This is a genomic window from Aliibacillus thermotolerans (assembly GCF_027853235.1).
GTDB lineage: Bacteria > Bacillota > Bacilli > Bacillales > Marinococcaceae > Aliibacillus > Aliibacillus thermotolerans.
Genome location: NZ_WKJG01000031.1, coordinates 18,120 through 44,601, shown reverse-complemented (window position 1 = coordinate 44,601; position 26,482 = coordinate 18,120). Strand labels below are relative to the sequence as shown.

The window sequence follows — 26,482 nt, the reverse complement described above, 5'->3', positions numbered from 1 at the left end:
CTCCTGAAAGTAGCAAGCCTCCGCAAGCCACTTTCAGCGAAAAACCAAAAATATACAAAATCGAGAGGAGAAAAAAGACACATTTTTCTCCTCTCGATCTGTTTTTCAGGACTTATTAGACAGCCCCATCTATTTTTGATTTTCTACTGAAAAGTGTCGCATGAAACCGTCAAACGCGAAATTTCAAAGCTTATAACGCATATTTGTGCCCTTCCACACTTTCAAGCGACCACTTCATGGAATTTTTCTCGCAAAAAGGTTCTATGAATCGTTCCTACAACCTTTTTTTGCTTCTTGGAATTGGAATTAGTCGTTTTGAAAGATTTCAACGATCATTCTTTTTCTAAACGATCGTGGTAGGTTTCCAGTTGTATCTCATTCAGAAAAAGAAAAAAATCACCAAGACCGGGTTACAAGTACCTTATAAAAAACCCGTTCGTTTATCTCATTTTGCGAGACTAACTGCCTTCAGAAGACGAGAACATATAGTTCTTACTATGGTATTTCACACTCAGTACAATTCCTACCGCAATCATCGAGGACACGAGCGAACTTCCGCCGTAACTAATAAATGGAAGGGTAAACCCTGTTACCGGGAGAAGTCCAATCGTCATCCCGATATTTTGAAATACTTGAAAAGAAAACATCCCGATGACGCCGGCACATAGTAGTCTCCCAAAGGAGTGGTGACAACGAAGTGCAATTAATACGATTAAATAAATAAAGACAAAATAAAGCGTAATGACAAAAGCTGCTCCCGCAAAGCCATGGACATTTCCGATAATCGCAAAAATAAAGTCCGTGTGGGCTTCTGGTAAATATCCACCTGTATCGGTTCCTAATAGTTTCCCAGATCCAATCAATGTGATGGATTTTGCCGTTTGGTATCCTTCATCTGCGTATTTTAACGGTTCTAGCCATCCGTAAAAACGCCGAACTTGATAGTCAGACATATGGCTAAATACGTACCGTTCCAAAAGTGCCGGGAAGCGCCAATAGGCGATGAGAAACAATGCAAAAAGTATGGCTGGAATTCCGGTGATGACCGCAATAATTTTATAGGAAATACCGGAAACGAGAAGAAGTGCTAAAAAAATGGCTGCAGTGAGCATAATCATTCCCATATCTGGTTGCTGGATTAATAAGAATACAGGTGGAGCCACGACGGCAAGCATTTTCCCTAATAGCATCATATCCGTGTGAAACGAACGATTGACATATGTTTGATTATGACGATAAATAATGCTAGATAATAAAATGATCATGAAAATTTTCATGATTTCGGAAGGCTGAAATGAGCCAATAACCGGTAAGTCAAACCACCGTTTTGCTCCTTTACTTGGCGGAGCAATGGACTCCGGTGCAATGGCAAGAATGATAAGAAGTAACAGTCCAACACCATATAATATCCATGACAAATGGAGATAATATTCAAAGTCAAAGTGAAGAATGACAAATGCGACGATAAAAGCAATCACAAAAAACACCGCTTGTCGAAGGGCAAAGTTCGTATTATATTGGGGAAGTTGTTGTGCAAAATAAATGTACATACAACTTAATACACTGAATAAAAACAAAATAAAAAAGATGTTGATGTCATATCGTTGCTCTGTTTGTTTGTTCATATAAAAGTCTCCTCCATTTCGCCTTTAAGACGAGACTACTCTCAAACTACGATAACGGAAAAAAGAAAAAAGGTCTACATATTTGCAAAAAATAAATTGTTTGTTAAAATATGATACAGGGTATATGTATTACACATTAAGGGAGGACAGGAATGGAAAAATCGACAAAAAAGACGGTCCAACCGAATAAACAGCAACTGCTAAATCGTTTAAAACGAATTGAAGGTCAAGTGAGAGGCATTCATCAGATGGTAGAATCTGACCGATATTGCGTTGATATTTTAAATCAAATTGCGGCAGTACAAGCAGCAATGAATAAAGTGTCTCTTGCTTTAATGGAAGATCATACCCATCATTGTGTTTCCCACGCGATTAAAAATGGCGACGGAGAAGCCGCCATTGAAGAGTTAATGGACGTAATGAAGCGAATGGTGAAATAGTCTATATTCTGCCCTTTTCAATCATTCTACTAAAACAGGAGGAAGAAAACATGAAAACAGAAACAATTCAAGTCAAAGGAATGTCTTGTGATCATTGTGTGAAAGCAGTAGAAGGCAGTGTGAGTAAATTGAGTGGTGTTTCCAAAGTGAACGTGAATCTTTCTGAAGGGACAGTGACGGTTTCCTATGATGAAAGAAAGACGAGCCATGAAGAGATAGTCGAAACGATTGATGATCAAGGGTATGATGTCGTCGCAGGATAACATTATTTTTTTCGCATCGATATACACCCTATGGGTATGGAGAAGGAGTGAAGAATGTGTCACATAAAGAAATCACGCTTCACATCGATGGGATGACCTGTGCGGCGTGTTCCAACCGAATAGAAAAAGGACTTCAAAAGATGGAAGGGGTAGAACGAGCAAACGTTAACTTAGCGCTGGAACGCTCCGATATTAAGTACGATCCGGAAGTTATCAACGAAAAAGATCTTGAAGAAAAAATTCGTAATCTCGGTTATGATGTCGTTCATGAAAAGGCAGAATTTGATGTCCAAGGAATGACTTGCGCCGCTTGCTCCAATCGCGTCGAGAAAAAGTTAAATAAATTAGACGGTGTCAGTCATGCGACCGTGAACTTAGCCCTTGAAACAGCAACAGTAACATACCATCCGAAAGTTATTTCCACCGAGAAAATGAAGGAAGCGATCTCTCAACTTGGTTATAAAATGGAAGAAAAAGAGGAAAACTCCTCTTCTCAAGCTCATAAAGAAAAAACCATCCGGAAACAAGCGTTACGTTTTGTTTTTTCCGCTATTCTTTCCTTCCCGCTGTTATGGACAATGGTGACACATTTTGAGTGGACTTCTTTTATCTGGATACCGGATCTTTTTCTTCACCCTTGGTTTCAATTCGCTCTTGCCACTCCGGTGCAATTTATCATCGGTTGGCCTTTTTACGTTGGCGCCTATAAGTCATTAAGAAACAAAAGTGCCAACATGGACGTTCTCGTTGCGATGGGAACGTCTGCAGCTTATTTTTATAGTTTGTATCTCGCTATCGACTGGACCGTTACAGGAGGAGCAATGCCCCACTTATATTTTGAAGCCTCCGCTGTCGTCATTACCCTTGTTCTTCTTGGAAAATGGTTTGAAGCACGGGCAAAAGGAAGAACGTCCCATGCGATTCAAGCATTATTAAAATTGCGCCCGGATACAGCGGTTGTATTACGTGACGATAAAGAAGTAGAAGTTGCCATCGATCAAGTCGCGGTCGGGGATGTCGTTATTGTGAAACCCGGAGAGAAAATACCGGTGGACGGGGAAGTCATCGATGGAGTTTCTTCCGTTGATGAATCAATGATTACGGGAGAAAGCATTCCAGTAGATAAGCAAAAAGGCGATGAAGTCATTGGAGCGACCGTAAACAAAAATGGCTTGCTGCATGTAAAAGCAACGAAAGTAGGAAAAGATACGGCCCTACAACAAATTATTCACATTGTTGAACAAGCGCAAGGATCAAAAGCGAACATTCAACGATTGGCAGATAAAGTTTCCGGTGTTTTCGTTCCTACCGTTATTGGAATTGCTATTCTTACTTTTCTCATTTGGATTCTGTTTGTCACACCGGGAGATTTCGGCCGTGCGCTCATCCCAACGGTGTCGATTCTCGTCATTGCGTGTCCGTGTGCCCTCGGTTTAGCGACACCGACGTCGATTATGGCAGGTTCCGGAAGAGCCGCTGAAATGGGTGTGTTGTTTAAAGGGGGCGAGTATTTAGAAAGTACGCAACAAATAGATACGATTATTCTTGATAAAACCGGAACCATTACAAAAGGGGAGCCGGAACTAACGGATGTTGCGCCAATGAACGGATGGAATGAAACGGATGTACTTGCGGTCGTTGCCGCGGTGGAAAAAAACTCTGAACATCCCCTTGCAGTTGCATTAACGAACGGGGCAGTGAAAAAAGGAATTTCTTTTCCAACCGCCACTGATTTTCAAGCAATAACAGGTCGCGGTGTGGAAGCAAAGGTGGAAGGAAAGCGTATTTTCATTGGAACGCGGCGCTTCATGAAAGAACAAAACATCGACCTCGCAAGTAGTGAAGCCCGGATGAAGCAACTAGAAGCGGCAGGAAAAACGGCGATGCTCGTTGCGGTAGACGGAGAACTCGCCGGCATTGTCGCCGTATCTGACACGGTGAAAGAAACATCGAAGGAAGCAATTGTCCGTTTAAAAAACGCCGGTCTGCACGTTTTGATGCTTACGGGAGATAATAGACAAACAGCCGAGGCTATTGCAAAACAAGTTAGGATTGACGATGTCATGGCAGAAGTGCTTCCGGAAGAAAAAAGCGCCCAAGTGGAAAAACTTCAACAAGAAGGCAGAAAAGTAGCGATGGTAGGAGACGGCATGAACGACGCTCCAGCCCTTGCCCTTGCCGATATCGGGATGGCCATCGGAACAGGAACTGACGTCGCCATTGAAGCGGCTGACATTACTTTAATGCGCGGCGACTTAAATAGCGTCGCGGATGCGATTGAAATGAGTCAAAAAACGATGACAAACATTAAACAAAACTTATTTTTTGCCTTTGTTTATAACAGTCTCGGTATACCAATTGCTGCTCTTGGTCTCTTGGCACCTTGGGTTGCAGGAGCGGCGATGGCATTTAGTTCGGTCTCCGTTGTTTTAAATGCCCTCCGTTTGCAAAGGGTAACATTGTAAAAACGGACTGTCCATTGATCGGGCAGTCCCTTTTTATTATTGTGAAGTGAAAGGGTTCTATTCCTCTTGTTGCTTCACCTTTACTTCAATTGCTTTAATTTGGTGCCCATCCATTTCTTTTACTGTAAACAAGTGATTGTCCCATTCAATCGTTGTTCCTACTTTTGCATCCACTTCTTCGTTAAGAAACCAACCGCCAATGGTGTCCAATTCTTCGTCATCAATCGTCGTTCCAAGTAATTCATTTGTTTCTGAAATAAGCAATTTGCCGTTAAGAAGAAAGGTGTGATCATTCACGCGCTCGTACATCGGTTTTTCATCGATATCTAGCTCGTCTTGAATTTCTCCAAAAATTTCTTCAATAATGTCTTCTACTGTCACAAGTCCGGCAGTTCCGCCGTATTCATCCATGACAATCGCCATATAACTATGTTCTTTTTGCATCCGCGTCAACACTTCATTGACCGGCATATTTTCTGTCACATGAACGATTGGTTTAATGTAACTTTTTGGGTTTTTCTGCTCATCGTTTAAATAATCATAGAAAAACTCTTTTATGTTCACAACCCCGATAATATGGTCTTTATCGCCATCTGCAACCGGATATCTTGTAAATTTGGCATTTCTTAAAATATCAAGGTTTTCTTCATGTGTGTTGTCATTATATATACAAACAATTTCGGTTCTCGGCACCATCACTTCTTTTGCCACTCGTTCATCGAATTCAAACACGTTATTTAAGTAATTGATTTCTGTCGCATTAATTTCTCCGCTTTTATAACTTAGAGACATGATCGAGCGTAACTCTTCTTCTGAATACACTTCGCCGCTTTCTGTAGCAGGAGATAAACCGAACAATTTAACCAATGCACGAGCGGTTCCATTGAGAAACCAAATAAATGGATAGGCTATTTTATTAAAGGCAACGAGCAAAGGAGAAAGCAATAAGCTCACGGTTTCCGTTTTTTGAATAGAGAATGATTTGGGAGCAAGCTCTCCAATCACGACATGCAAAAATGTTATAATACCAAAGGATAAAGCAAAAGAAAGCGTGGATACGACCGTATCAGAAAAACCAAAATAAGCAAAGAGCGGGTAAAGCAAATGAGCAACTGCTGGCTCACCTAACCACCCGATTCCGAGCGCTGTCACCGTAATCCCTAACTGACAGGCAGCTAAATATCCATCTAAATTGTTAGTTACTTTTTCAACCGCTTTTGCTCCTGGCTTTCCCTCAGCGACTAACGCCTCTACTCTTGATTTTCTTATTTTCACAATAGCAAACTCTGCGGCTACAAAAAAAGCCGTCAAGGCTATTAAAATTGCGACCATGATCAAACTAAATATCTCCAAAATAGTCTTTGCACGTTTCTGTGCAAGAATTCACCCCTTCCATGTGGTAACAACTTTTTATTTATCTTTCATGATACCAGATAAATAAACGATGATGTATATGTAATGCTGCTTTTTTACAACGGCGAAAAAAGAGGCTGTCTAATAAGTCCTGAAAAATAAATCGAGCGTTCCTTTCAACAATCATTTAGCGCTGAAACGGTGCCATGTTCCATTCATCGCTTGTTTCCACAAACTATTTTTGAATGAAACGATGGCATGACTATCCATGACTTATTTCCATCAACCATTTGGTGTTGGAAACATGCCTATTCGGCCGAGAGGCGTTTCTAGAAGCAATTTTTGATGAAGCGGTAACAAAAAATGTCCAAAAAGTCACCAATCATGACTTTTTGGACAGCTCCTTTCTTAATGATTATAGCGGCAATGACACAGGTCTCCAATCTTCCGTTCCGTCCAGTCGTGTAAGAAAAGCGGTTAATAAGTGAATGATTTGTTCCATATCTTTTAAATGGGCGGTTTCCACCGGGGAATGCATGTATCTCAGTGGAAGGGAGACAAGGGCAACAGGCACTCCTTTTCCTGTTTTTCTTAGTTGATCCGCATCCGTTCCAGTTGTACGAGGAGTAAGCTCGTATTGAAGGGGAATCCCTTCTTCTTTTGCGACTTGTTCTAACAATTCATTCGCTTTCCGATTAATTGGCGCTCCTTTTGCAAGTACCGGTCCGCCACCGAGTTTCACTTCCGCTTGTTTATCTTTGTTTGCACTCGGGTAGTCTGTCGCAAACGTGACGTCAATGGCAATTGCAAGGGACGGTTCAAGGGAAGCCCCTGCAAAGTAAGCCCCGCCTAAATTCGTTTCCTCATTCACCGTACTGACAGCGGATACGCCGACGGAAATGTTTTTACGTGAGAGCTTGCGCAGCACTTCCGCTACAATAAACGCTCCCGTTCGGTTGTCAAGGCCGCGACCGGCAATTTGATCATTCAAAAGTTTTTCCGGAGTACGCTTGTATACTGCCACATCTCCGATCGACACATACTCTTCCATTTCTTCTTTACTCGTTGCTCCGCAATCAATGAATAAATCGGAGAAAGAAAAAGAATCTTTCGCTCCGCCATGGTGTTCTGCATTTACTCCAATCACACCGCTAATCGGTCCTTTTTTTCCTAAAATCTCTACTTTCATTCCAAGAGCAGGTTTATGACTAATGCCGCCAAGTTTTTCGACAGAAATGTAACCATTGGAATCAATGGATTTCACGAGAAAACCAATTTCATCGCAGTGCCCGGCCAGCACAATTTGCTGTTTCGCATCGTTATTGATCGTTGCAATCGCATTTCCCGCCGCATCTGTATTTAAATCTTCCGCGAAAGGTTCTACGTATGTGAGCCATTTCTTTTGAATTTCTTCCTCCCGTCCGGAAGGAGATGGGGTGTTTAGTAGTTCAAATAAAAAATGTTGTGACGATGTATCCATACTTATCCTCCTTATCCTTTTCTTCTTTTGTCATCATAACATTTTTGTATCAACCGATGGATGGTTGTATGGTAAAATGTCGAGAGAGACTTCATTCATATTTTCCTTTTCTCATGCATAGCATGCGTCGTTGATACATAATGTGGTGCTAAGATTGTCTTTTCGGAAATATGCAGATAGAAAAGGATGGGATAGAATGGCTGATAAAATTCCCGTGGCAGTGAAAATGACGACGAATATTTCTCAACAAGGTGAGAAAAGTCAAGTTGGAATTGAAGCGACGGGAGAGTTGTTTCAAAAACAAGAACTGACGTACATTCGCTTTAAGGAAGATTTGGAAGATATTGGAGAAATATCGACGGTCCTCAAAGTGGGAAAACAAGAAGTGACAGTCATTCGCTCGGGAGCGGTCGATATGAAGCAGCGTTACGTGTACGGAAAAAGAACGGAAGGCAGTTATGCGACCCCGTACGGTACGTTTCGAACGGAAGCGGATACGGATCAGATGGCGATGATTTGGTCAGATAGTGGGCGCACAGGCCGCATTCAATTCGGATATGATTTAACGTTGCAAGGTGCAGTGGCGGGGCGCTATGATGTTACTATTTCGATAGAGGAGGCAAAAGTTACGTGAGTACAGTGGAACAAGTGAAAGAACAACTGAAAGAAGAAATTATTCGGGCCATTGAAAAAGCAGGGCTCGCACCAAAAGAAGAAATTCCTGATTTTGTGCTGGAAACACCGAAAGAAAAAGACCACGGAGATGTGGCAACGAACATCGCGATGCAGCTCGCCCGAGTGGCGAAAAAAGCACCGCGTCTCATCGCAGAAGAAATTAAAGCAAATATCGACGTGACGAAAACGTCGATTGAAAAAATAGACATTGCAGGCCCGGGGTTTATTAACTTTTTTATTAGTAACGAGCATTTACTCGACGTCATTCGCACGGTGAATGAAAAAGGAGCGTCTTATGGTGAGACGAACGTCGGCAATGCGGAAAAAGTGCAAGTGGAGTTTGTCTCTGCCAATCCAACGGGGGATTTACACTTAGGCCATGCCCGGGGTGCTGCGGTGGGCGATTCGTTATGTAATATTTTAGCAAAAGCAGGCTATGACGTGACTCGGGAGTACTATATTAACGATGCCGGCAATCAAATCAACAACTTGGCTTATTCCGTTGAAGCGCGTTATTTAGAAGCGTTAGGAAAAGATGCGACCATGCCGGAAGACGGGTATTTTGGCGAAGATATTCGCGCCTTCGGTCAAGATTTAGCAGAAGAGTTCGGGGAACAACTTTTGGACAAGCCGGAAGACGAACGGTTTCAATTTTTCAGAGAGTATGCTTTAAAGCGCGAAATGGAAAAATTAAAACAAGACTTACGTGATTTTCGCGTGGAATTTGACGTCTGGTTTTCGGAAACCTCTCTGTATGAAGACGGAAAGGTGACAGAGACCCTTGATTTACTGAGAGAAAAAGGGGAAGTATACGAAAAAGAGGGAGCGGTATGGTTTCAGTCGACGAAATACGGTGATGACAAAGACCGAGTACTTGTGAAAAGTGACGAATCGTATACGTACTTAATGCCGGATATCGCGTATCATAAAAACAAATTTGAGCGCGGCTTTAAAAAAGTGATTAACATTTGGGGGGCGGACCACCACGGGTACATAGCGCGAATGGAAGCGGCAATCGAAGCACTCGGTTACGAGAAAGACCAGCTGGAAACACAAATTATTCAAATGGTGAATTTGTATGAAAATGGCGAACGGGTCAAAATGAGTAAACGAACCGGAAAAGCGGTGACGTTGCGAGAATTAATGGAAGAAGTAGGAATTGATGTAACTCGTTATTTCTTTGCGATGAGAAGTGCGGATACGCATTTAGACTTTGACTTAGATCTTGCGAAGTCCCAGTCGAACGAAAACCCTGTCTATTACGTTCAATACGCTCATGCCCGAGTTTGTAGCATTTTTAGACAAGCGGAAGAAAAAGGATTTACGTTCGATCCGAGCGCCAGTCTCGCACCGATTTCGTCCGAGAAAGAATTTGACGTATTAAAAAAAATTGCTGAATTTCCAGAAACGGTAGCAATCGCTGCGGAAAAGCGCGCTCCACACCGAATAACCACGTATTTACACGACTTAGCTTCTGCTTTTCACCGCTTTTACAACGCCGAACGAGTCGTTGATGAAGAAGACGAAGAAAAAACGAAAGCCCGACTCGCCCTTGTCAAAGCGACGCAAATCACGTTACAAAACGGCATGAAACTTATCGGAGTTGCCGCACCAGAAAGAATGTAAAAAATGAAGCTATTCCTTTTTCTGAGGGATAGCTTCATTTGTTTGATGGGGTTGTAGTTCATGAAGGAACATGTGTCTCGCTCTCGTTGGTGGAAGCGATAAAGACTCATAAAAAAGCTTATTTCTTTGAATATACTTCAAGCAAAAAATGGAGGTGAAAGAAGATAAATGACGCGATGGCTCCTAACAAAGCACCAAATCGGATGGCGTCTATGAGATGAATAGAAGAGATGAAGTTTGTAAGTATACTTCCAATGAGATATTTTCTTTCTAAAATCTTCTCTATCAGAAGAGAAGATGGAATGCCTAGAATCAGATAAACAGGCAAGGAATAAATAAGCGTGATCCCAAACATCACCGCTATATTTGACTCAGGATAAAAGATAACATGTGTTCTCCCAACGATTGCCCAAAAAATAAAAGGAGACAACAACGCAGAATGCAATTTTATAATGAAAGACATGAAATTCTCCCTAATTACAAATAGAAAAAATAGCGCTTGTTAATTGTCAAATCGCTGCGGATCATAAGGGGATAGGTCCATTTCCATCTCTTTTCCAAGCGTCCAATCGGTCATTAGTTTTCCCGTATAAGGACCCATTGTTAACCCCAAAGAGCCAAGGCCATTGACAACGCTCACCCCTTCAATGGATTGTATCCGTCCGATAACGGGAAGATGATCCGGTCCGACCGGGCGAAAACCGATACGCAGTTCATGCAATGTAGTTTCCGCCAATCCCGGAGCGACAGAAAGCGTGTTGTTTAACACTTCTTGAATGCCACCGGCGGTTTGTCGGTAATCGAAACCTGCCCCATTTTCCCGTGAAGCGCCTATAACGATGCGGGAATGATCAAACGGTACGATGTAATAACTCGTTCTCGGAAGAACCATCGGCCACTCGGACGTATCCGTTTTTGGCATTTGCAAGTGTACAATTTGTCCGCGCTGAGGTTCAATGGGAAGCGTGACTCCAATGGAAGAAAGCAATTCCGGCGCCCAAGCACCTGCAGCTACGATGACGTGATCAGCCGGGTGAAACGATTCTTCCATGTAGATACCTTTTACTTGATTTCCTTCTGTTGAAAGGCGTGCTTTTCCGTGGATGATGCTCGCCCGATGTCTGATTGCCGCCCGCTTGAGAGCTTCTCGTAGTTGTCTGCCATCTATGCGCATCCCGCCTGAAAGATGAATGGCACTCAAACGATCGTTTAAAAGTGGAAAAAGGTCTTTCGCCCCCTCGTTTGTTAAACGTGTGATGTTACCTACTTCCGGAAAAGTTCGTTTCGCGTCCTGCGCACTTTCTTCTATTTGATCCAGCTCCGCTTCATCCTCACTGACAGCAAGCGCACCGACCCGCTTAAATCCCCAATCTTCTTCCCCATCTTTTTTTAAATGCTCCACGAGCGTCGTATAATAGCGAGCACCGGCACAGGCCAATTCGTACCAATCTTTATCATCTTTTCGTTCGGAAATCCAAGGACAAACAATCCCTGCGCCTGCTTCAGTGGCTTGCCCTTCATGTTTTTGATCGACGAGAGTAACGTCCACACTCCCTTCACGAGCCAAATGATAGGCCGCGCTCATTCCGACAATTCCTCCGCCAACGACAATGACTTTCATCTTCTCACACCCCATTCGATAACGATATGTTTTTCAAATTCTTCTTTTTTCATTTCATTTTATCATAATGGGAAAGAAGGTTTGCATAACGATTGCAGAAGCGGTCATGCTAAGAAGGGAGGATAAAACATGAAAGAATTGCTTTTGGCGCTCCTTACGGGTGCTATCGTTGGTTTTTTGTTTGCATGGATTCGTCTTCCGATTCCCGCACCTCCTGCGCTTGCCGGAGTGATGGGAATTGTGGGGATATACCTTGGTTATAAACTATTTGGATGGTTATTCTCCTGATGAAAAGGAGGGGGTTCGGTGCCTTTTTTAAAGTCGCAAAGTGCAAACCTTTACTATGAAAAATGGGGGGAGCGTGGTTCTACGATTGTATTTATACATCCACCTGCCATGGGAGCGACGACGTTTTTCAAACAAAAATCCCTCTCCCGCGAGTTCCAAGTCATTTTGATGGATGCGAGAGGACATGGTTTCAGCGACAATGGGAAAGGAACGTTAACAATTTCGGAATGGGCGGTGGACGTTTACCATCTCTTAACAGAATTACAGGTAAGACAAGCAATTATTTGTGGTTACTCCAGCGGGGCATCGGTCGCGTTAGAATTTGCACGACGGTGGCCGGAAAAAACAAAAGGAGTCGTGCTCACCGGAGGGTTTCCGGAAGTATGCACGACCCTTTTAAGGAAACAATTTCATCTTGGGATACAGCTTGCTCATAAAAACTATATCGGATTACTTGGACAAATTCTTTCCTTCTCTCATGCAACCGACTTGCGCCATCGTCGTCTTATTTATGACACGATATTACAAGTGGATCCGTCGTTATTACAATCTTTGTACGAGTCAGGTTTATCTTACAAAGTGACTGACCAGTTATCTCAAATAACGGTCCCGCTTCTTTTAATATATGGGAGATGGGACTTTTACGTTCATTATTATCCGTATATATTTTATAAACAGAGAAAAGGTCTACCGACGGATTTAGTTTTTGTCGACAGGGTTGCTCATCAAGTGCCAACCCGTCAATCTGATGTTTATAATGCGATTATTAAACGCTTTGCCAATCGCTTAGTCCCGGAGTAATCGAAGTCCGTTTAAAATGACGAGAATGGTGCTACCTTCGTGTCCAATCACTCCTAATGGCAAACTCAATTCTTGGGTAAAATTCGCACCAATGAGAAGGACAATCACCGCGATAGAGAAAATGATATTTTGCCGCACGATGCGATTCATTCGTTTCGATAATCGGAAGGCGTGGGTTATGCTCGATAGTTCATCTTTCATTAAAACGATATCAGCTGTTTCCATGGCAACATCCGTTCCAGCGCCCATGGCAATGCCGGTCGTGGCGGTGGCTAATGCGGGAGCGTCGTTAATGCCGTCTCCAACCATGGCAACACTTCCATATTTTTCTTTTAATTTTTTTAATTCTGCCACTTTATCTTCTGGAAGACAGTTTGCCACATATTCTTTCATTCCGGCTTGTTTGGCAATGGATTGAGCTGTACGTTGATGATCACCTGTTAACATGACGGTGTGGATGCCATTTTTATTTAGCTGCTTTATTAAATGTTTCGCTTCTTCTCGAATCGTATCTTCAAGGGCAATGACAGCTACCGGTCCGGTATCGTTTGCCACATACACAATCGTTTTTCCGTCTTGTTGAAACTGCTCTACTTCATCTGGAAAAAAGGTCGCCATGTTGTCACTTACAAAATCTCGTTTTCCGATTCGCCAGGTCGTGCCGTGTAAAGTTGCCTCAATTCCAAATCCGTCAATTTCTTTCATCGCTTCCGGTCTGGAAAAATCCGTTATTTCGAGCGTATGTGCATAGCGAATCATTGCATGTGACAATGGATGGGTCGATTGATTTTCAATGGAAGCAACCGCGTGAAAAATTTCTTTTTTTGATTCCCCTTCTCGTACGAGAACGTCGGTCACTTCCGGTTCTCCATTCGTGAGCGTTCCCGTTTTATCAAAGGCGACGGCACGAATTTGGGCGAGTTTTTCTAAATGAACACCGCCTTTAAATAAAATACCTTGCCGCGCACCATTGGAGACAGCGGATAAAGTGGCCGGCATAATGGAAGCAATTAACGCACACGGTGATGCAACAACAAGAAGCACCATTGCCCGGTACCAAGTCTCCGTCCAACTCCAGCCAAGGATGTAGTGAGGAAGGAATAACATGAGAGCAGTGACAATGAACACGGTTTTTACATATCCGCTCTCAAAACGCTCAATAAATTGATGAGAAGGCGGTTTTTCCGCTTTTGTCGATTGAACCAGATCAATAATCTTTTGAAACAACGTCTCTTCCATCCGTTTTGTTACGTAGATTTGTAACGAACCGTTTCCGTTTACTGTTCCGGCAAATACTTCGTCATCCATTTGTTTAAGAAGCGGAATCGACTCTCCTGAAAGCGCTGATTCGTCCACCGTCGAACTCCCATGAACAACCACTCCATCCGTCGGAATCCGCTCACCTGGTTTTACTAATATTCGATCACCAATCCGCAATTGTTTTGCAGGCACAATCATTTCTCTATCGCCCTCTAAAACGGTCGCTTCTTGCGGTTGTAAATCCATTAATGCCGATAATTCTTTTTCACTTTTGTTCATCGTATACGTTTCCAGCGCTCCGCTCATCGCAAAGATGAAGATGAGCAGTGCTCCTTCTGCCCAATAGCCAATGATAGCAGCTCCAATGGCAGCGATAATCATTAAGATTTCTACATTTAATTTCCGTTCTTTGAAAAAATCGACAATGCCTTCTTTCGCCTTATAAAACCCACCGATGGCATAGGCCAACAAATAAATGATGGCTGCACTAATCATAAAAGCACTTGTTTCTAACACCCAAGCAAACACGATTAAAACGCCACTAATGAGGGCAAACTGCCATTCCCTTGATTTCCACAATTGGATGGATGTCATTTGCATCCCCTCCTTCCATTGATAAGGAAAATCATCTTCACTCCCCTTAAAAATGCACGAAGCTGCCACCTCATTGGTGACAGCTCTTTTTTCTTTATTTTTCATTTTATATAGTTTATGAACAAAAAACGTGGATGTGCACTCATTTTACCATGAAAGGAAATATGCGTAAACTTTTTTGCACTGTCTTGTTGTATGAAGATGACCCGGAAACGTATAACCACTTTCACGCTATGCCGGTTTCCTTGGATGACGTTTTCTAAAAGTTTCGTCCCTTATAGTAATTCTTTTATGCGCAGGGCGATTTGTTCTCTAGCATTTGCCCAAAATGATTTGTTTTGTAAATCTTCTTTTTTCACCCGGAGAGATTTTTCTATATCTTTATCTAACGTGTTTTTTACTTCTTGAATCAGATCAGAGGAAAACAATAACACGTTCATTTCATTGTTTAAGAAAAAGCTGCGCATGTCCATGTTTGCCGTTCCAACGTCGCAACATTTTTCATCGATAAGCAATGCTTTTGCGTGAAAAAAACCTTCCCGAAAGTAGTAAACGGAAGCACCTTTGCTCATTAATTGTTCTAAAAATGCATAGGATGCTTCTTTCACAAACGGATGATCTCTTTTTTCGGGTAAAATAATGTGGACGTCTACCCCTTGATCTATCGCTTGCAGAATACTTTTTTGAATGCGGTTTGAGGGAACAAAATAGGGAGATGCGATATACAAATATTTTTTTGCCTGTTCGATTGCTTGTGTAAAAAAAGTCTCTAAACCGGAGCCATCGGAGGCGAGAATTTGATAAGTATCTTTTCCTTCTTCTGCGATGGTCGGAAAGTATTCATCGTCCTTTGGAAACGGTGTTTGTTTTGCTTTCATCCAATCCGATAAAAATTGTGTTTGAATATCCGTTACCCCTTGTCCCTCGATTCGGAGATGGAAATCACGCCAAAACCCGAGTTCCGGGTTCCTTCCAATATACTCATCCCCTACATTAAAGCCTCCGACATAACCAATTTTCCCATCAATAATTGTCATTTTACGATGGTTACGGCGATTGAGACTAAAAAAAAGAAACGGAAGGGAAACTTTTTGAGAATAGGTAAATTGAACACCACTTTTTTTCAGTGTTCGTCGTCCTTTTCGACTCATTCCTGCACCGAGTCGATCTGCCATCACATTGACATGGACGCCATTTTCTGCTTTATTACAAAGTAGACGGATTAATTGACTACCGAGTTGATCATCTCGAAAAATAAAAAAATGAATATGAATGTGATGTTGAGCGTTTTTTATATCTTCAAAGTATGCGTCAAAAAAAGTTTTTCCATCACGAAAAAAAGTAATATGCCCTTTTCTGCGAGGATAAAAAATGTGCTCGCGTTCGTGATTGTGACGCTTTTTTCCGAGCATAAAATCTAATTTACACCATATAAACAGAAAAAAAGGGATGACGAACACACCAATGATGAGGTAGAATGTCATGTTAAGAGACCTCCTGCAGTGGTGAGATACGTTTAGCGTGTCCCAAAAAACTGTTTTTTAGCAGCAGAAAGTTCTTTCATTTTTAAAAAGCAGTCGACTGAGTGTTCACTCATTGAGGTTTTTCTGTTATAATATAGTCATGAATATTCAGAATCATTTTACGACGTCACATTGACTGGGGGTTCCCCTTCAGAGAAAGGAGAATAGACATGAGTGCGTTACAAGTAATCCATTTGATTGTGTTTTTATTCGTCGTGTTTTATGCGATCTACTTGTTCGCGAAATTATTAATTACCCGCTACCAATATATTAAACTCGGCCAGAAAGAAGCGTTTGATTCCGCTTGGAAAGAGCGCCTTCATGCGGTGCTTGTCAATGTCTTAGGCCAGCGGAAATTGTTTAAAGATTGGAAAAGTGGAATTTTACACCTCATTTTGTTTTATGGCTTTTTTATCATCCAAGTGGGCTTACTTGAAATCATTTTGAAAGGGTTTGTGGAAGGATTTCAATATCCATTAGGGGCTTTCCATCCGTATTTTAACTTGATTCAAGAATGGACCGTCTTCTTGATGTTCTGTGCGATTCTTTATGCGGCGTATCGCCGTTATGGGGAAAAACTTGAGCGTCTCCAATGGAAGCGGGATGGCAAAGCGCTCTTTGTTTACGTCGCATTGGCGATTTTATCCGGAACGATTATCCTCTCCCTTGGTTTTGAAAGAATTATGTATGGCATGGAAGCAAACTATGCCTTTGCCCCATTTTCGAGTATCGTTGCCGCGCTGTTTGCTGGCATTGGAACGACCGCAGCGACCGTATTATTCTACGTCACTTGGTGGATTCACATGATCACGGTATTCAGTTTCATGGTGTTTGTACCGCAGTCAAAACAAGCCCACGAAGTGTTTGCCATTTTTAACGTGTTCTTTAAAAAAGCAGGTCCTGTCGGGAAGCTCCAAAAAATTGACTTTGAAGACGAAGAAGCGGAAAGCTTTGGCGTTGGAAAGATAGAAGATTTTACCCGTCGCCAGCTCATTGACCTTTATGCTTGTGTTGAATGCGGGCGTTGTACGAATATGTGTCCCGCAACCGGGTCAGGGAAAATGCTTTCTCCGATGGATTTGATGATTAAAATGCGCGACCATCTCACCGAAAAAGGAGCAGCCGTTACGTCCCGTACCCCATGGCTTCCCGCTTTTGCGATGAGCAATACGAAAGCGAATCAGCTTGCGCGCCAAAGCAGAGAAGAAGCGGCGGCCGGATACGACGTGAACCTCATTGGAGATGTCATTACCGAAGAAGAAATTTGGGCATGTACCACTTGTCGAAACTGTGAAGACCAATGTCCGGTGATGAACGAACATGTCGACAAAATCATTGATTTACGCCGTTATCTCGTCTTAACGGAAGGGAAAATGGATGCGGAAGCCCAGCGAGCGATGATGAATATTGAACGCCAAGGCAACCCGTGGGGCATTAGCCGAAAAGAGCGGGAAAACTGGCGTGATGGGCGCGAAGACATTGACGTGCCAACGGTGAAAGAGTTGAAAAAGAAAGACGAGTCTTTCGAATATTTATTTTTCGTTGGTGCGATGGGTTCTTACGACCGCCGCAGCCAAAAAGTGGCGCAATCATTTGCGAAATTGCTTAACGAAGCAGGAGTCTCTTTTGCGATTCTCGGAAACAAAGAGAAAAACTCAGGTGACACACCGCGTCGCCTTGGAAACGAATTTTTATACCAAGAATTAGCGGAGAAAAACATTAGTGAATTCCAAAAAAATGACGTGAAAAAAATCGTCACGATCGACCCGCACGCATACAACACGATCAAAAATGAATATCCGGAATTCGGGTTAGACGAAGACGTCGAAGTGTATCACCATACCGAATTACTCGCAAAACTGATCGAAGAAGGAAAGCTGAAACCAGAACACCCGGTGAACGAAACGATTACGTATCATGACTCCTGTTATCTCGGGCGCTACAACGACGTTTATGACCCGCCACGGGCCATTTTAGAAGCGATCCCGGGCTTGAAGATTGTGGAAATGGAAAGAAGCCGTCAAGATAGCATGTGTTGCGGCGCAGGGGGCGGCATGATGTGGATGGAAGAAGAAGCAGGGGGACGGGTGAACATCATGCGGACCGAACAAGCCCTTGCAGTCAACCCATCCATGATTGGAAGCGCCTGTCCATACTGCTTAACGATGTTATCGGACGGTACAAAAGCAAAAGAATTGGAAGATAGCATCCAAACAATGGACGTTGCTGAAATTTTGGAGAAGTCCGTTGTTGGAGAGAAAACAGAAGCAGCTGTGTAAATGAAGATGATTCGGGAGTTGTCCAAAAAGTCATGATTGGTGACTTTTTGGACATTTTTTGTGCGCCTGGCATGGGTGTCATCTATAGGGTGAGAGTCCCGAGCCACGAAGGCAGAAGTAGTGGTTAGCTTAACGCAAGGGCGTCCGTGGCGACGCAGAATCTGAAGGAAGCGGGCGGCAAACTTCCGGTCCGAGGAATAGGAACTTCATAACAAGGCTAGGTATCATTGGATGAGTTTGCAAGACAAAACAAAGTCCTTTCTGCCAAAGGTGATACAGAGTAAATGAAGCGGATAGATGGAAGGAAAGATGACATCCTTACCCAGGGAGGTCTGATGGATACGTGAAGTACCCTTCATAACCTGTTTAGCGATAAACAGCTGAACCATCAGAGGTCATAGTACGAATCGGTCTAGAACGGTTTGGAAGGACGGAACAATGAAGAGAGAATAGCCCTTTCTATTCAGTCATGATGAACACAGAAAACGTAGTACCTCACTTGAGGAAGGAAACGGTGAATTCCGTGGAAGACCTCTTGGAGGGTGGAGTGACTACTGGCATAAGAAGATAAGCTATTCACGGAAGGAAGTCTTGCGTTACCCATCTTAATTGAACCGCCGTATACGCGAACCGTACGTACGGTGGTGTGAGAGGACGGAGGTTCATCACCTCCTCCTACTCGATTGTTACCGCTTCATCAAAAATTGCTTCTGGAAACGCCTCTTGGCCGAATAGGCATGTTTCCAACACCAAATTGTTGATGGAAGTAAGTCATGGATAGTCATGCCATCATTTCATCAAAGTATTGCTTGTGAAAGCAGGCCATGAATGGGTCATATCACTGTTTCATTCAAAAATGACTGATGAAAGCAAGCCATGGATCGCTCATGCCGCCGTTTCATTCAAAAATAGTTTGTGGAAACAAGCGATGAATGGATCGTGGCACCGTTTCAATCCAAACACCATTGTGAAAGCAATCCGTGTACGATGAATGGCACCGTTTCAGCGCTAAATAATTGTTGAAAGGAACGCTCCATTTATTTTTCAGGACTATTAGACCCAGCCTCTTTTTTACACAAAAAAAGAAACAATATTTTTAGAAAAGTTTCAAACTTCTCTTGATTTTTGAGCCATTTTACGCTACTTTATAAGTGATGAGTAGAATGATGATAAAAGTGCAGGAAATTTTTTTCTCTTTTTTTCACAAGTCATTGAGCGAGCGTTCGATCATTAACCGTGCGTTTAAAGTAATCTTAAGGAAAAGGAGTGAACAAAATGGGGAAAACAGTCATCGTTGGAGGGGCGAGAACGCCATTCGGAAAATTTGGTGGCGCGCTTCGTTCTCTGACAGCGGCAGAACTAGGTGGTATTGCAATAAAAGCGGCGTTGGAAAAAACGAACACAGACCGAAACAAAGTGGAAGAAGTGATTATGGGGAATGTGCTTCAAGGAGGTCAAGGGCAGCTTCCGTCCCGTCAAGCGTCGCGACACGCCGGGCTTTCTTGGGAAGTGGAAACGGAAACGGTGAACAAAGTGTGTGCCTCGGGCATGCGTAGTGTTACAATGGCAGACCAAATCATTCGCGCGCAAGATAAAAAAGTGATTGTCGCCGGTGGAATGGAGTCGATGAGTAATGCGCCGTATTTCATCCCGAAAGCGCGCTGGGGGGTGCGCATGGGAGATACGCAAATGATTGATATGATGGTGCATGACGGGCTTACTTGTTCCTTTAACGATGTGCATATGGGAATTTACGGCGGGAACGTGGCCGATGAATTAAATATTTCTCGGGAAAAACAAGATGAATGGGCGTACCGCAGTCATCAACGAGCCCTTGCGGCGATGGAAAAGGGAATATTTAAAGAGGAAATCGTTCCGGTAGAGGTGCCGCAACGAAAAGGAGATCCGATCGTGGTAGAAGCGGATGAGTCGCCGCGAAAAGACACAACGTTGGAAGTGCTTGCTAAATTAAAGCCGGCTTTCCAAAAAGATGGCACCGTGACGGCGGGGAACGCACCCGGTGTGAATGATGGAGCGTGTGCGATGGTGTTGATGGAAGAGGAAAAAGCAACCGCTGAAGGAATTTCACCCCTTGCAACGATTGTAGATCATACCGCCCTTGCCATCGAAGCGGAATTATTCCCGAAAACACCGGGACTTGTCATTGAGAAATTGTTAAAGAAAACAGGTCATTCATTAGCTGACATTGATTTGTTTGAAGTGAATGAAGCGTTTGCTGCGGTGGCGCTTGCCAGCGAGCAAATTGCCGGGTTGGATCCGGAAAAAGTGAATGTAAACGGGGGAGCGGTGGCACTAGGTCATCCGATTGGAGCAAGTGGAGCGCGCATTATTTTAACGTTGGCCCATGAATTAAAACGTCGCGGTGGCGGACGAGGAATTGCAGCAATTTGTAGTGGCGGTGGTCAAGGAGACGCTGTCATGATTGAAGTGAAATAACGAGAAAGAAAAAAGGTAGTGTCAAAAGATCTATGAAAAACAAAGAGTTTAACAGTTAATACCATTTATGTTGGTGGAAACCTCCGCCATCGCTCTTGACAAACACGCCAATGGTTTAGCGAGAGGGTTAACAAGGGCGAAGGGGACAAAAGAAGGCATAGCAAAATAAGCCCTTGGTATTTCCATTTTAAACCATTGGCAAGTTCGGTTTGTCAAGAGTTCGCTTCGCCGAGGCTGAAAAGGGCTCAGCTAGACAAAAGTTAGGCTTTTTGATCAATCAACCATTGTTGGGCTAAATCAATGAGCTTCGTCCAACGCGCTGGCATGTTTGGAAGCCGTTCTAACTCTGGAATGAGAACTGGGACCTTTCCTTCCAAGCTGGCATGTGGTCTTAGAAAGTTGAAGTAAGCCACAAATAACGTCACAAAAGAGACAGACCCGCTTTCTGAACCGAAGCCATAAGTTGATCGATAGTTACCTTTAAATGTGCGATTTAGTCTCTCGATTATTTGCTTGAGTGGTCGGTATTCTCGTGAAACCTCATCTTCATTCGTTAAGCCGATAACCTGTTTTACATCAAACGAAATCTCATGTTGATGAAAGAAATGCTGTGCTAACAGGTAAATGGGATTGCCATCGACAACGAATGTAAGGTTTTCAGGAATTTCTTTCAGTTTAAGCAATACTTCATCCATCGCTCGAATCGCTGTCGCTGTATCTCGATTGGATGAAACTGGATAGGAGAGAATGACCTTCTTCACCGCATCAAAAAAGAAAAACAGATAGTGCCAACGACCGTTCACACGGATGTACGTTTCATCACCGCAGAATTGATCTGAAAGCTCATAAGGATAGTGATCGATGTAAGGCTTAAGCGTAAGAGCCACGCTGTTTTCATAATTTAAAATGCTTTGATGGGAAATCGATACACCATGAATATCTTTCATGAGTGCAGCTGTTTTACGAGCAGATAATCCGTAGTTCACATGATACGTCAGAATGAGTCCCAGTGTATGTGGGGACACATAAAGTCTTGACAAATCCACCTTTGGTTTTTTCGGTGAATGTTTTGCTAACGGTTGGTAGTCCATGTGAAATTGCCGATAAATATAACGCATTTTAAAAGCTTGTGGGTCTTCTTTGAATCGTTTTTTCTCTCTTTGTGACATTCTACTCCATTTCTTTTGGTAGTAGGAACAGTCATTATTCTTACATTTAAACACATGAAAATCTTTTCTTTCTTTTACTTTTTCAAGCGTTTTTGCGCAGTGAGGACATTTAAGGATAGCCTCCTTGAGATAGCGACTCTTCTGATTGAAAAGACATGAACAAACCTTGCATTGATACTGTCCTTTGCCTCCATTATTCGCATACAAATATTCAGCTGGAGCACCACACTTTGGACATTTTATCGATGAAGGAACTGGTGTTGAGTTGGAACGCCTTTGAACTGGTTTGAGAGGTTTGCCTTTTGTCTCCATATACTCGGATAAAAGGGTCCGAAAATCTAATTTCTCTGGTATTTCAATAATCGGTAGATCATCGACTTGAAGTTTTCGGTAAGGCTTATTCACTGGCTTTTCCGTTGGCTTGTCAAACATGCTTTTACCTATCAACAAGGTAAGTAATGTTCGAATGATTTGGTCTTGAAAGTTTATAAAAGTTAATAAATAGGTTATAATCTGAGGTAACAACTTGTCACTTCCTTCTTTCTTTGGGATTTGTGGGCGTGTGGTTACCTCACTAATACCTTAGAATTCAGGGGGTGGCAAGTTTTTTGCTTTCAAAGACCTCTAACACAGGGTTTTATAACCTATTTTTTAATAAAGTTTTGACAATACGAGAAAAAAGTAGGGGGATTTTGTATGGAAATTCAAACAGTCATGGTCGTTGGAGCCGGACAAATGGGTTCAGGAATTGCTCAAGTACATACCCAAGCAGGATACAACGTCTATCTTCATGATATTGACGATGAACGGACGGGAAAAGGATTAAAGTCCATTGAAAAAAATTTAAAACGTCAAGAAGAAAAAGGAAGAATGACGAAAGAAGAAGTAGAAGAAGTATTAGCTCGCATCACTCTTTCCACTGATATTGAAAATGCGAAACATGCGGATTTGGTCGTAGAAGCTGCGGTGGAAAATATGGAAGTAAAGAAGTCGTTATTTCAACAATTGGATGAACATGCACCGTCTCACGCAATCCTTGCGACAAATACATCTTCCTTGCCAATTACAGACATTGCTTCGGCCACAAATCGTCCGGAGCAAGTCATAGGAATGCACTTTATGAATCCTGTTCCTGTCATGAAACTCGTCGAACTCATTCGTGGTTTAGCAACTTCTGATGAAGTGTACAATCACGTAAAAGCAGTTTGTGATTCATTAAACAAAACTTCCGTCGAAGTAAATGATTATCCAGGCTTTGCAGCGAACCGGATTTTAATGCCGATGATTAACGAAGCGATATATGCGGTATATGAAGGCGTTGCTTCTCCGGAAGATATTGACCAAGTGATGAAACTTGGGATGAACCATCCGATGGGACCATTAACACTGGCTGATTTTATCGGTCTTGACACGTGCCTCTATATTATGGAAACCCTTCATGAAGGTCTTGGAGATGATAAATACCGACCATGTCCATTGTTACGTAAATACGTGAACGCCGGTTGGTACGGAAGAAAAACGGGTCGCGGCTTTTACACGTACGAATAAGCAGCTAAGAGGGGGAGCAAAATGGATCTCAACTTCACGGAAGAGCAGCAAATGATGAGAAAAATGGTAAGAGATTTTGCCAAAGACCGCGTGGAACCGGAAGTGGAGCGGATGGAGAGAGAAGATCGTTTTCCAAAAGAATTGGTCGCTGAAATGGCGGAACTTGGCTTAATGGGGATTCCAATTCCTGAAGAGTACGGTGGGACAGGGATGGATTTCGTATCTTATATTATTGCCATTCACGAGCTCTCAAAAGTAAGCCCGGCGCTAGGTGTTATTTTAAGTGTTCATACGTCGGTAGGGACGAACCCGATTTTATATTTTGGCACGGAAGAACAGAAGCAAAAATATATCCCGAAACTTGCTTCCGGGGAATATGTTGGCGCATTTGCTCTTACCGAACCAAGTGCAGGAAGCGAAGCCTCAGCGATAAAAACGACGGCTGAAGATCAAGGGGACCATTACGTACTAAATGGTTCGAAATTGTTTATTACAAACGGTGGGGCAGCGGACACGTATATTACTTTTGCAAAAACAGATGTCAGCCAAGGAGCAAATGGAATCTCCGCCTTTATTGTGGAGAAAGATTTCACTGGTTTTCAAGTGGGAAAAAAAGAAAAGAAAATGGGATTAAACGGATCAAATACGACGGAAATCATATTTGACAACTGTATTATTCCAAAAGAAAATTTGCTCGGACAAGTGGGAGAAGGTTACAAAATTGCCTTGTCCAATTTATCTGCCGGTCGGATTGGTATTGCGGCCCAGTCTCTTGGAATTGCGGAAGGAGCGCTGGAAGCAGCTGTCCATTATGCGAAAGAGCGGAAACAATTCGGAAAACCAATCAGCGCCCAACAAGGAATCTCTTTTAAAATCGCGGATATGGCGACAAACGTGGAAGTAGCACGACTGCTTACGTATCGAGCAGCGACTCTCCATGCTGCAAACATATCTTGTCCAAAGGAAGCATCCATGGCAAAGTTGTTTGCTTCTGAAACCGCTCGCAAAACAGCGATCGAAAGCTTGCAAGTGTTTGGAGGGTACGGCTATACGAAAGAATATCCGGTCGAAAGATACTTCCGCGACTCCAAAGTAGTGGAAATTTACGAAGGAACGAGTGAAATTCAACGGCTCGTCATCGGAAAAGAATTATTGGATCACTAGAATCAAAAGATTAGGTAAGATGGAAGGGGTAAAAACGATGGATTTTTTACTAACCGAAGAACAAGAAATGATTCGCAAAATGGTGCGGGATTTTGCAGAAAATGAAGTGGCACCGACCGCAGCAGAACGGGATGAAAAAGGAACATTTGACATCAATATTTTTAAAAAAATGGGGGAACTTGGTCTTACTGGGATTCCATGGCCGGAAGAATACGGTGGCATTGGTGCCGACTATTTAAGCTACGTCATTGCAGTAGAAGAGCTTTCTAGAGTGTGTGCTTCCACCGGGGTTACTTTATCGGCCCACCTTTCTCTCGCAAGCTGGCCAATCTATACGTACGGAACTGAAGAACAAAAACAAAAATATTTAAAGCCGCTTGCTCAAGGAGAAATGTTAGGGGCGTATGGTTTAACGGAACCGGGATCCGGCTCAGACGCGGCAGCAATGAAAACAACTGCTAAAAAAGATGGCGATTCCTACATTTTAAACGGTTCGAAGATTTTTATTACAAACGGTGGCGTGGCGGATGTGTATGTCGTTTTTGCACTAACCGATCCAGAGAAAAAGCATAAAGGAACGAGCGCTTTTATCATTGAAAAAGACTTCCCCGGCTTTTCCATCGGGAAATATGAAGATAAATTAGGGATTCGTTCGTCCACGACGACAGAAATTATCATGGACAACTGTCGCGTTCCGGCAGAAAACTTGCTCGGTGAAAAAGGAGAAGGCTTTAAAATTGCCATGAGAACGTTAGACGGTGGCCGGAACGGAATCGCAGCACAAGCGGTAGGAATTGCGCAAGGAGCATTAGATGCTGCGACTGAGTATGCGAAAGAAAGAAAACAATTTGGAAAACCAATTGGCGCCCAACAAGGAATTTCTTTCAAATTAGCCGATATGGCAACGGCGGTGGAAGCGGCTCGCTTGCTAACGTATCAAGCAGCTTGGAGAGAAAGTGAAGGGCTTTCTTATGGAAAGGAATCAGCGATGTCGAAATTGTTTGCAGGGGATACGGCAATGGAGGTAACGACACAAGCTGTTCAAGTGTTTGGTGGATACGGATATACGAAAGAGTACCCAGTCGAACGTTTCATGAGAGACGCAAAAATTACCCAAATTTACGAAGGAACAAACGAAATTCAACGTCTTGTGATCGGAAAAATGTTGCTTCAAGATTAAGGATCAGTGAAAAGAGAGGTGGGTTCATTGTCAAAAAAACAAGTACCTTCTATGGTCAAAGATGAACAATTAGTTAAAAAACGAAGAGCACAAATGGTGAAAGGAGCAGTCTCTCTCTTTAAACAAAAAGGCTTTCACCGGACGACAACAAGAGAAATTGCAAAGGAATCCGGCTTTAGTATCGGAACCTTATATGAATATATCGGATCTAAAGAAGACGTCTTGTATCTCGTTTGTGATTCTATCTATGACGAAGTAAGGGAACGGCTGGAAGCTCACCTCTCCACCGATTACTCAGGCCTTGATCGTTTGAAACAAGTCGTTCGTTCATTAATGAAAGTAATGGATGAGATGCAAGATGAAGTGCTTGTCATGTACCAGGAGGCAAAGTCTTTACCGAAGGATTCTCTTTCTTACGTGTTAAAGAAGGAAATGGAAATGACAGCCATTGTAGAAAAAGCGATTGATTCCTGCCGAGGAGATGGATTGGTGGATTTAACCGACAAAGAAGTAGAATTGTTAGCGCACAATATTATGATTATCGCTCACGCTTGGACGTTTCGTCGTTGGGAATTGCAAAAGCGCTTTACGTTAGAAGAGTACACGGACATGCAAATTCGCTTCTTACTTCACGGCATGGAGGAAAACGCAACTAAAGGAGGTTTTTGACA

The 26,482-nt window shown here is 42.8% G+C and carries 22 protein-coding genes; 14 read left to right on the top strand and 8 right to left on the bottom strand.

Annotated features, from left to right (window positions below; all coding sequences use genetic code 11):
• Positions 1 to 458 precede the first annotated feature (458 nt).
• Positions 459 to 1,625, bottom strand: a complete 1,167-nt coding sequence (locus GJS40_RS05060) for an FtsW/RodA/SpoVE family cell cycle protein (RefSeq protein ID WP_270896667.1) — start codon at positions 1,623 to 1,625, stop codon at positions 459 to 461.
• A 152-nt stretch (positions 1,626 to 1,777) separates the two neighbouring features.
• On the opposite strand from GJS40_RS05060, the gene GJS40_RS05055 reads away from it, so the two are divergent.
• Genes GJS40_RS05055 through GJS40_RS05045 form a run of 3 tightly spaced genes read left to right on the top strand, consistent with a single transcriptional unit; the run spans position 1,778 to position 4,793 of the window.
• Positions 1,778 to 2,065: a metal-sensitive transcriptional regulator gene (locus GJS40_RS05055; protein ID WP_270896666.1), complete on the top strand. Its 288-nt coding sequence runs from the start codon at positions 1,778 to 1,780 to the stop codon at positions 2,063 to 2,065.
• Positions 2,066 to 2,115: 50 nt separating this feature from the next.
• Positions 2,116 to 2,328 (top strand): copper chaperone CopZ, encoded by a 213-nt coding sequence (copZ, locus tag GJS40_RS05050; RefSeq protein ID WP_270896665.1) that lies wholly within the window; start codon positions 2,116 to 2,118, stop codon positions 2,326 to 2,328.
• A 56-nt stretch (positions 2,329 to 2,384) separates the two neighbouring features.
• On the top strand, positions 2,385 to 4,793 hold the full coding sequence (locus tag GJS40_RS05045; RefSeq protein ID WP_377901778.1) for a heavy metal translocating P-type ATPase: 2,409 nt from the start codon (positions 2,385 to 2,387) through the stop codon (positions 4,791 to 4,793).
• Positions 4,794 to 4,850: 57 nt separating this feature from the next.
• On the opposite strand, the gene GJS40_RS05040 is transcribed toward GJS40_RS05045, so the two are convergent.
• Both GJS40_RS05040 and GJS40_RS05035 read right to left on the bottom strand, forming a co-directional pair.
• Positions 4,851 to 6,146, bottom strand: coding sequence for a hemolysin family protein (locus tag GJS40_RS05040; RefSeq protein WP_270896663.1), 1,296 nt, complete (start codon positions 6,144 to 6,146; stop codon positions 4,851 to 4,853).
• A 415-nt stretch (positions 6,147 to 6,561) separates the two neighbouring features.
• Positions 6,562 to 7,626 (bottom strand): M20/M25/M40 family metallo-hydrolase, encoded by a 1,065-nt coding sequence (locus GJS40_RS05035; RefSeq protein ID WP_270896661.1) that lies wholly within the window; start codon positions 7,624 to 7,626, stop codon positions 6,562 to 6,564.
• A 196-nt stretch (positions 7,627 to 7,822) separates the two neighbouring features.
• Here GJS40_RS05035 and GJS40_RS05030 point away from each other — a divergent pair, with 196 nt between their 5' ends.
• Together GJS40_RS05030 and argS are read left to right on the top strand one after the other, a co-directional pair.
• Positions 7,823 to 8,260 carry a DUF1934 domain-containing protein gene (locus GJS40_RS05030; RefSeq protein ID WP_270896659.1) on the top strand — a complete coding sequence of 146 codons (438 nt, stop codon included), beginning with the start codon at positions 7,823 to 7,825 and terminating at the stop codon, positions 8,258 to 8,260.
• A complete protein-coding gene (argS, locus tag GJS40_RS05025; RefSeq protein ID WP_270896658.1) occupies positions 8,257 to 9,927 on the top strand; it encodes an arginine--tRNA ligase in 1,671 nt (556 codons plus the stop codon). The genes GJS40_RS05030 and argS overlap by 4 nt, the downstream gene beginning before the upstream one ends.
• A gap of 118 nt (positions 9,928 to 10,045) precedes the next feature.
• Here the strand turns inward: argS and GJS40_RS05020 are convergent, their stop codons facing one another.
• The gene (locus tag GJS40_RS05020; RefSeq protein WP_270896656.1) at positions 10,046 to 10,390 is read right to left on the bottom strand and encodes a hypothetical protein; all 345 of its coding nucleotides are present in this window, start codon (positions 10,388 to 10,390) and stop codon (positions 10,046 to 10,048) included.
• 39 nt (positions 10,391 to 10,429) lie between these two features.
• Entirely contained in the window at positions 10,430 to 11,548 is a 1,119-nt protein-coding gene (locus GJS40_RS05015) for an NAD(P)/FAD-dependent oxidoreductase (RefSeq protein ID WP_270896655.1), read from the bottom strand.
• A 129-nt stretch (positions 11,549 to 11,677) separates the two neighbouring features.
• Between GJS40_RS05015 and GJS40_RS05010 the strand changes: the two genes are divergently transcribed.
• Positions 11,678 to 11,836, top strand: a complete 159-nt coding sequence (locus GJS40_RS05010) for a XapX domain-containing protein (protein WP_270896653.1) — start codon at positions 11,678 to 11,680, stop codon at positions 11,834 to 11,836.
• Between the two features lie 18 nt (positions 11,837 to 11,854).
• The gene (locus GJS40_RS05005) at positions 11,855 to 12,637 is read left to right on the top strand and encodes an alpha/beta fold hydrolase (protein WP_270896652.1); all 783 of its coding nucleotides are present in this window, start codon (positions 11,855 to 11,857) and stop codon (positions 12,635 to 12,637) included.
• Here GJS40_RS05005 and GJS40_RS05000 read toward each other — a convergent pair.
• Complete coding sequence (locus GJS40_RS05000; RefSeq protein ID WP_270896651.1) at positions 12,623 to 14,491, bottom strand: heavy metal translocating P-type ATPase; 1,869 nt, start codon at positions 14,489 to 14,491, stop codon at positions 12,623 to 12,625. The two genes, GJS40_RS05005 and GJS40_RS05000, sit on opposite strands and share 15 nt — an antisense overlap.
• 275 nt (positions 14,492 to 14,766) lie before the next feature.
• Positions 14,767 to 15,975 (bottom strand): cardiolipin synthase, encoded by a 1,209-nt coding sequence (gene cls, locus GJS40_RS04995; RefSeq protein WP_270896649.1) that lies wholly within the window; start codon positions 15,973 to 15,975, stop codon positions 14,767 to 14,769.
• 209 nt (positions 15,976 to 16,184) lie between these two features.
• On the opposite strand from cls, the gene GJS40_RS04990 reads away from it, so the two are divergent.
• The 3 genes from GJS40_RS04990 (at position 16,185) to GJS40_RS04980 (ending at position 20,750) form a co-directional block, all read left to right on the top strand.
• On the top strand, positions 16,185 to 18,293 hold the full coding sequence (locus tag GJS40_RS04990) for a heterodisulfide reductase-related iron-sulfur binding cluster (RefSeq protein WP_270896647.1): 2,109 nt from the start codon (positions 16,185 to 16,187) through the stop codon (positions 18,291 to 18,293).
• A gap of 811 nt (positions 18,294 to 19,104) precedes the next feature.
• Positions 19,105 to 19,284 carry a hypothetical protein gene (locus tag GJS40_RS04985; RefSeq protein WP_270896645.1) on the top strand — a complete coding sequence of 60 codons (180 nt, stop codon included), beginning with the start codon at positions 19,105 to 19,107 and terminating at the stop codon, positions 19,282 to 19,284.
• 284 nt (positions 19,285 to 19,568) lie between these two features.
• Positions 19,569 to 20,750 carry an acetyl-CoA C-acetyltransferase gene (locus GJS40_RS04980; protein WP_270896644.1) on the top strand — a complete coding sequence of 394 codons (1,182 nt, stop codon included), beginning with the start codon at positions 19,569 to 19,571 and terminating at the stop codon, positions 20,748 to 20,750.
• A gap of 260 nt (positions 20,751 to 21,010) precedes the next feature.
• On the opposite strand, the gene GJS40_RS04975 is transcribed toward GJS40_RS04980, so the two are convergent.
• Positions 21,011 to 22,444: a DDE-type integrase/transposase/recombinase gene (locus tag GJS40_RS04975; RefSeq protein WP_270896642.1), complete on the bottom strand. Its 1,434-nt coding sequence runs from the start codon at positions 22,442 to 22,444 to the stop codon at positions 21,011 to 21,013.
• A 171-nt stretch (positions 22,445 to 22,615) separates the two neighbouring features.
• Here GJS40_RS04975 and GJS40_RS04970 point away from each other — a divergent pair, with 171 nt between their 5' ends.
• Genes GJS40_RS04970 through GJS40_RS04955 form a run of 4 tightly spaced genes read left to right on the top strand, consistent with a single transcriptional unit; the run spans position 22,616 to position 26,480 of the window.
• Positions 22,616 to 23,467: a 3-hydroxybutyryl-CoA dehydrogenase gene (locus GJS40_RS04970; RefSeq protein ID WP_270896640.1), complete on the top strand. Its 852-nt coding sequence runs from the start codon at positions 22,616 to 22,618 to the stop codon at positions 23,465 to 23,467.
• A 21-nt stretch (positions 23,468 to 23,488) separates the two neighbouring features.
• Positions 23,489 to 24,631, top strand: coding sequence for an acyl-CoA dehydrogenase (locus GJS40_RS04965; RefSeq protein ID WP_270896638.1), 1,143 nt, complete (start codon positions 23,489 to 23,491; stop codon positions 24,629 to 24,631).
• 37 nt (positions 24,632 to 24,668) lie between these two features.
• Positions 24,669 to 25,811, top strand: coding sequence for an acyl-CoA dehydrogenase (locus tag GJS40_RS04960; protein ID WP_270896637.1), 1,143 nt, complete (start codon positions 24,669 to 24,671; stop codon positions 25,809 to 25,811).
• A gap of 27 nt (positions 25,812 to 25,838) precedes the next feature.
• A complete protein-coding gene (locus GJS40_RS04955) occupies positions 25,839 to 26,480 on the top strand; it encodes a TetR/AcrR family transcriptional regulator (protein ID WP_270896635.1) in 642 nt (213 codons plus the stop codon).
• Positions 26,481 to 26,482 lie beyond the last annotated feature (2 nt).

Bases quoted from the DNA above. Each gene is read 5' to 3' on its own strand.
- GJS40_RS05020 (WP_270896656.1), bottom strand. From the start codon at position 10,390: ATGTCTTTCATTATAAAATTGCATTCTGCGTTGTTGTCTCCTTTTATT.
- GJS40_RS04980 (WP_270896644.1), top strand. From the start codon at position 19,569: ATGGGGAAAACAGTCATCGTTGGAGGGGCGAGAACGCCATTCGGAAAA.
- GJS40_RS05010 (WP_270896653.1), top strand. From the start codon at position 11,678: ATGAAAGAATTGCTTTTGGCGCTCCTTACGGGTGCTATCGTTGGTTTT.
- GJS40_RS05055 (WP_270896666.1), top strand. From the start codon at position 1,778: ATGGAAAAATCGACAAAAAAGACGGTCCAACCGAATAAACAGCAACTG.
- GJS40_RS05060 (WP_270896667.1), bottom strand. From the start codon at position 1,625: ATGAACAAACAAACAGAGCAACGATATGACATCAACATCTTTTTTATT.
- GJS40_RS05035 (WP_270896661.1), bottom strand. From the start codon at position 7,626: ATGGATACATCGTCACAACATTTTTTATTTGAACTACTAAACACCCCA.
- GJS40_RS05030 (WP_270896659.1), top strand. From the start codon at position 7,823: ATGGCTGATAAAATTCCCGTGGCAGTGAAAATGACGACGAATATTTCT.
- GJS40_RS05000 (WP_270896651.1), bottom strand. From the start codon at position 14,491: ATGACATCCATCCAATTGTGGAAATCAAGGGAATGGCAGTTTGCCCTC.
- copZ (WP_270896665.1), top strand. From the start codon at position 2,116: ATGAAAACAGAAACAATTCAAGTCAAAGGAATGTCTTGTGATCATTGT.
- GJS40_RS04960 (WP_270896637.1), top strand. From the start codon at position 24,669: ATGGATTTTTTACTAACCGAAGAACAAGAAATGATTCGCAAAATGGTG.
- GJS40_RS04970 (WP_270896640.1), top strand. From the start codon at position 22,616: ATGGAAATTCAAACAGTCATGGTCGTTGGAGCCGGACAAATGGGTTCA.
- GJS40_RS04965 (WP_270896638.1), top strand. From the start codon at position 23,489: ATGGATCTCAACTTCACGGAAGAGCAGCAAATGATGAGAAAAATGGTA.
- GJS40_RS05015 (WP_270896655.1), bottom strand. From the start codon at position 11,548: ATGAAAGTCATTGTCGTTGGCGGAGGAATTGTCGGAATGAGCGCGGCC.
- cls (WP_270896649.1), bottom strand. From the start codon at position 15,975: ATGACATTCTACCTCATCATTGGTGTGTTCGTCATCCCTTTTTTTCTG.
- GJS40_RS04990 (WP_270896647.1), top strand. From the start codon at position 16,185: ATGAGTGCGTTACAAGTAATCCATTTGATTGTGTTTTTATTCGTCGTG.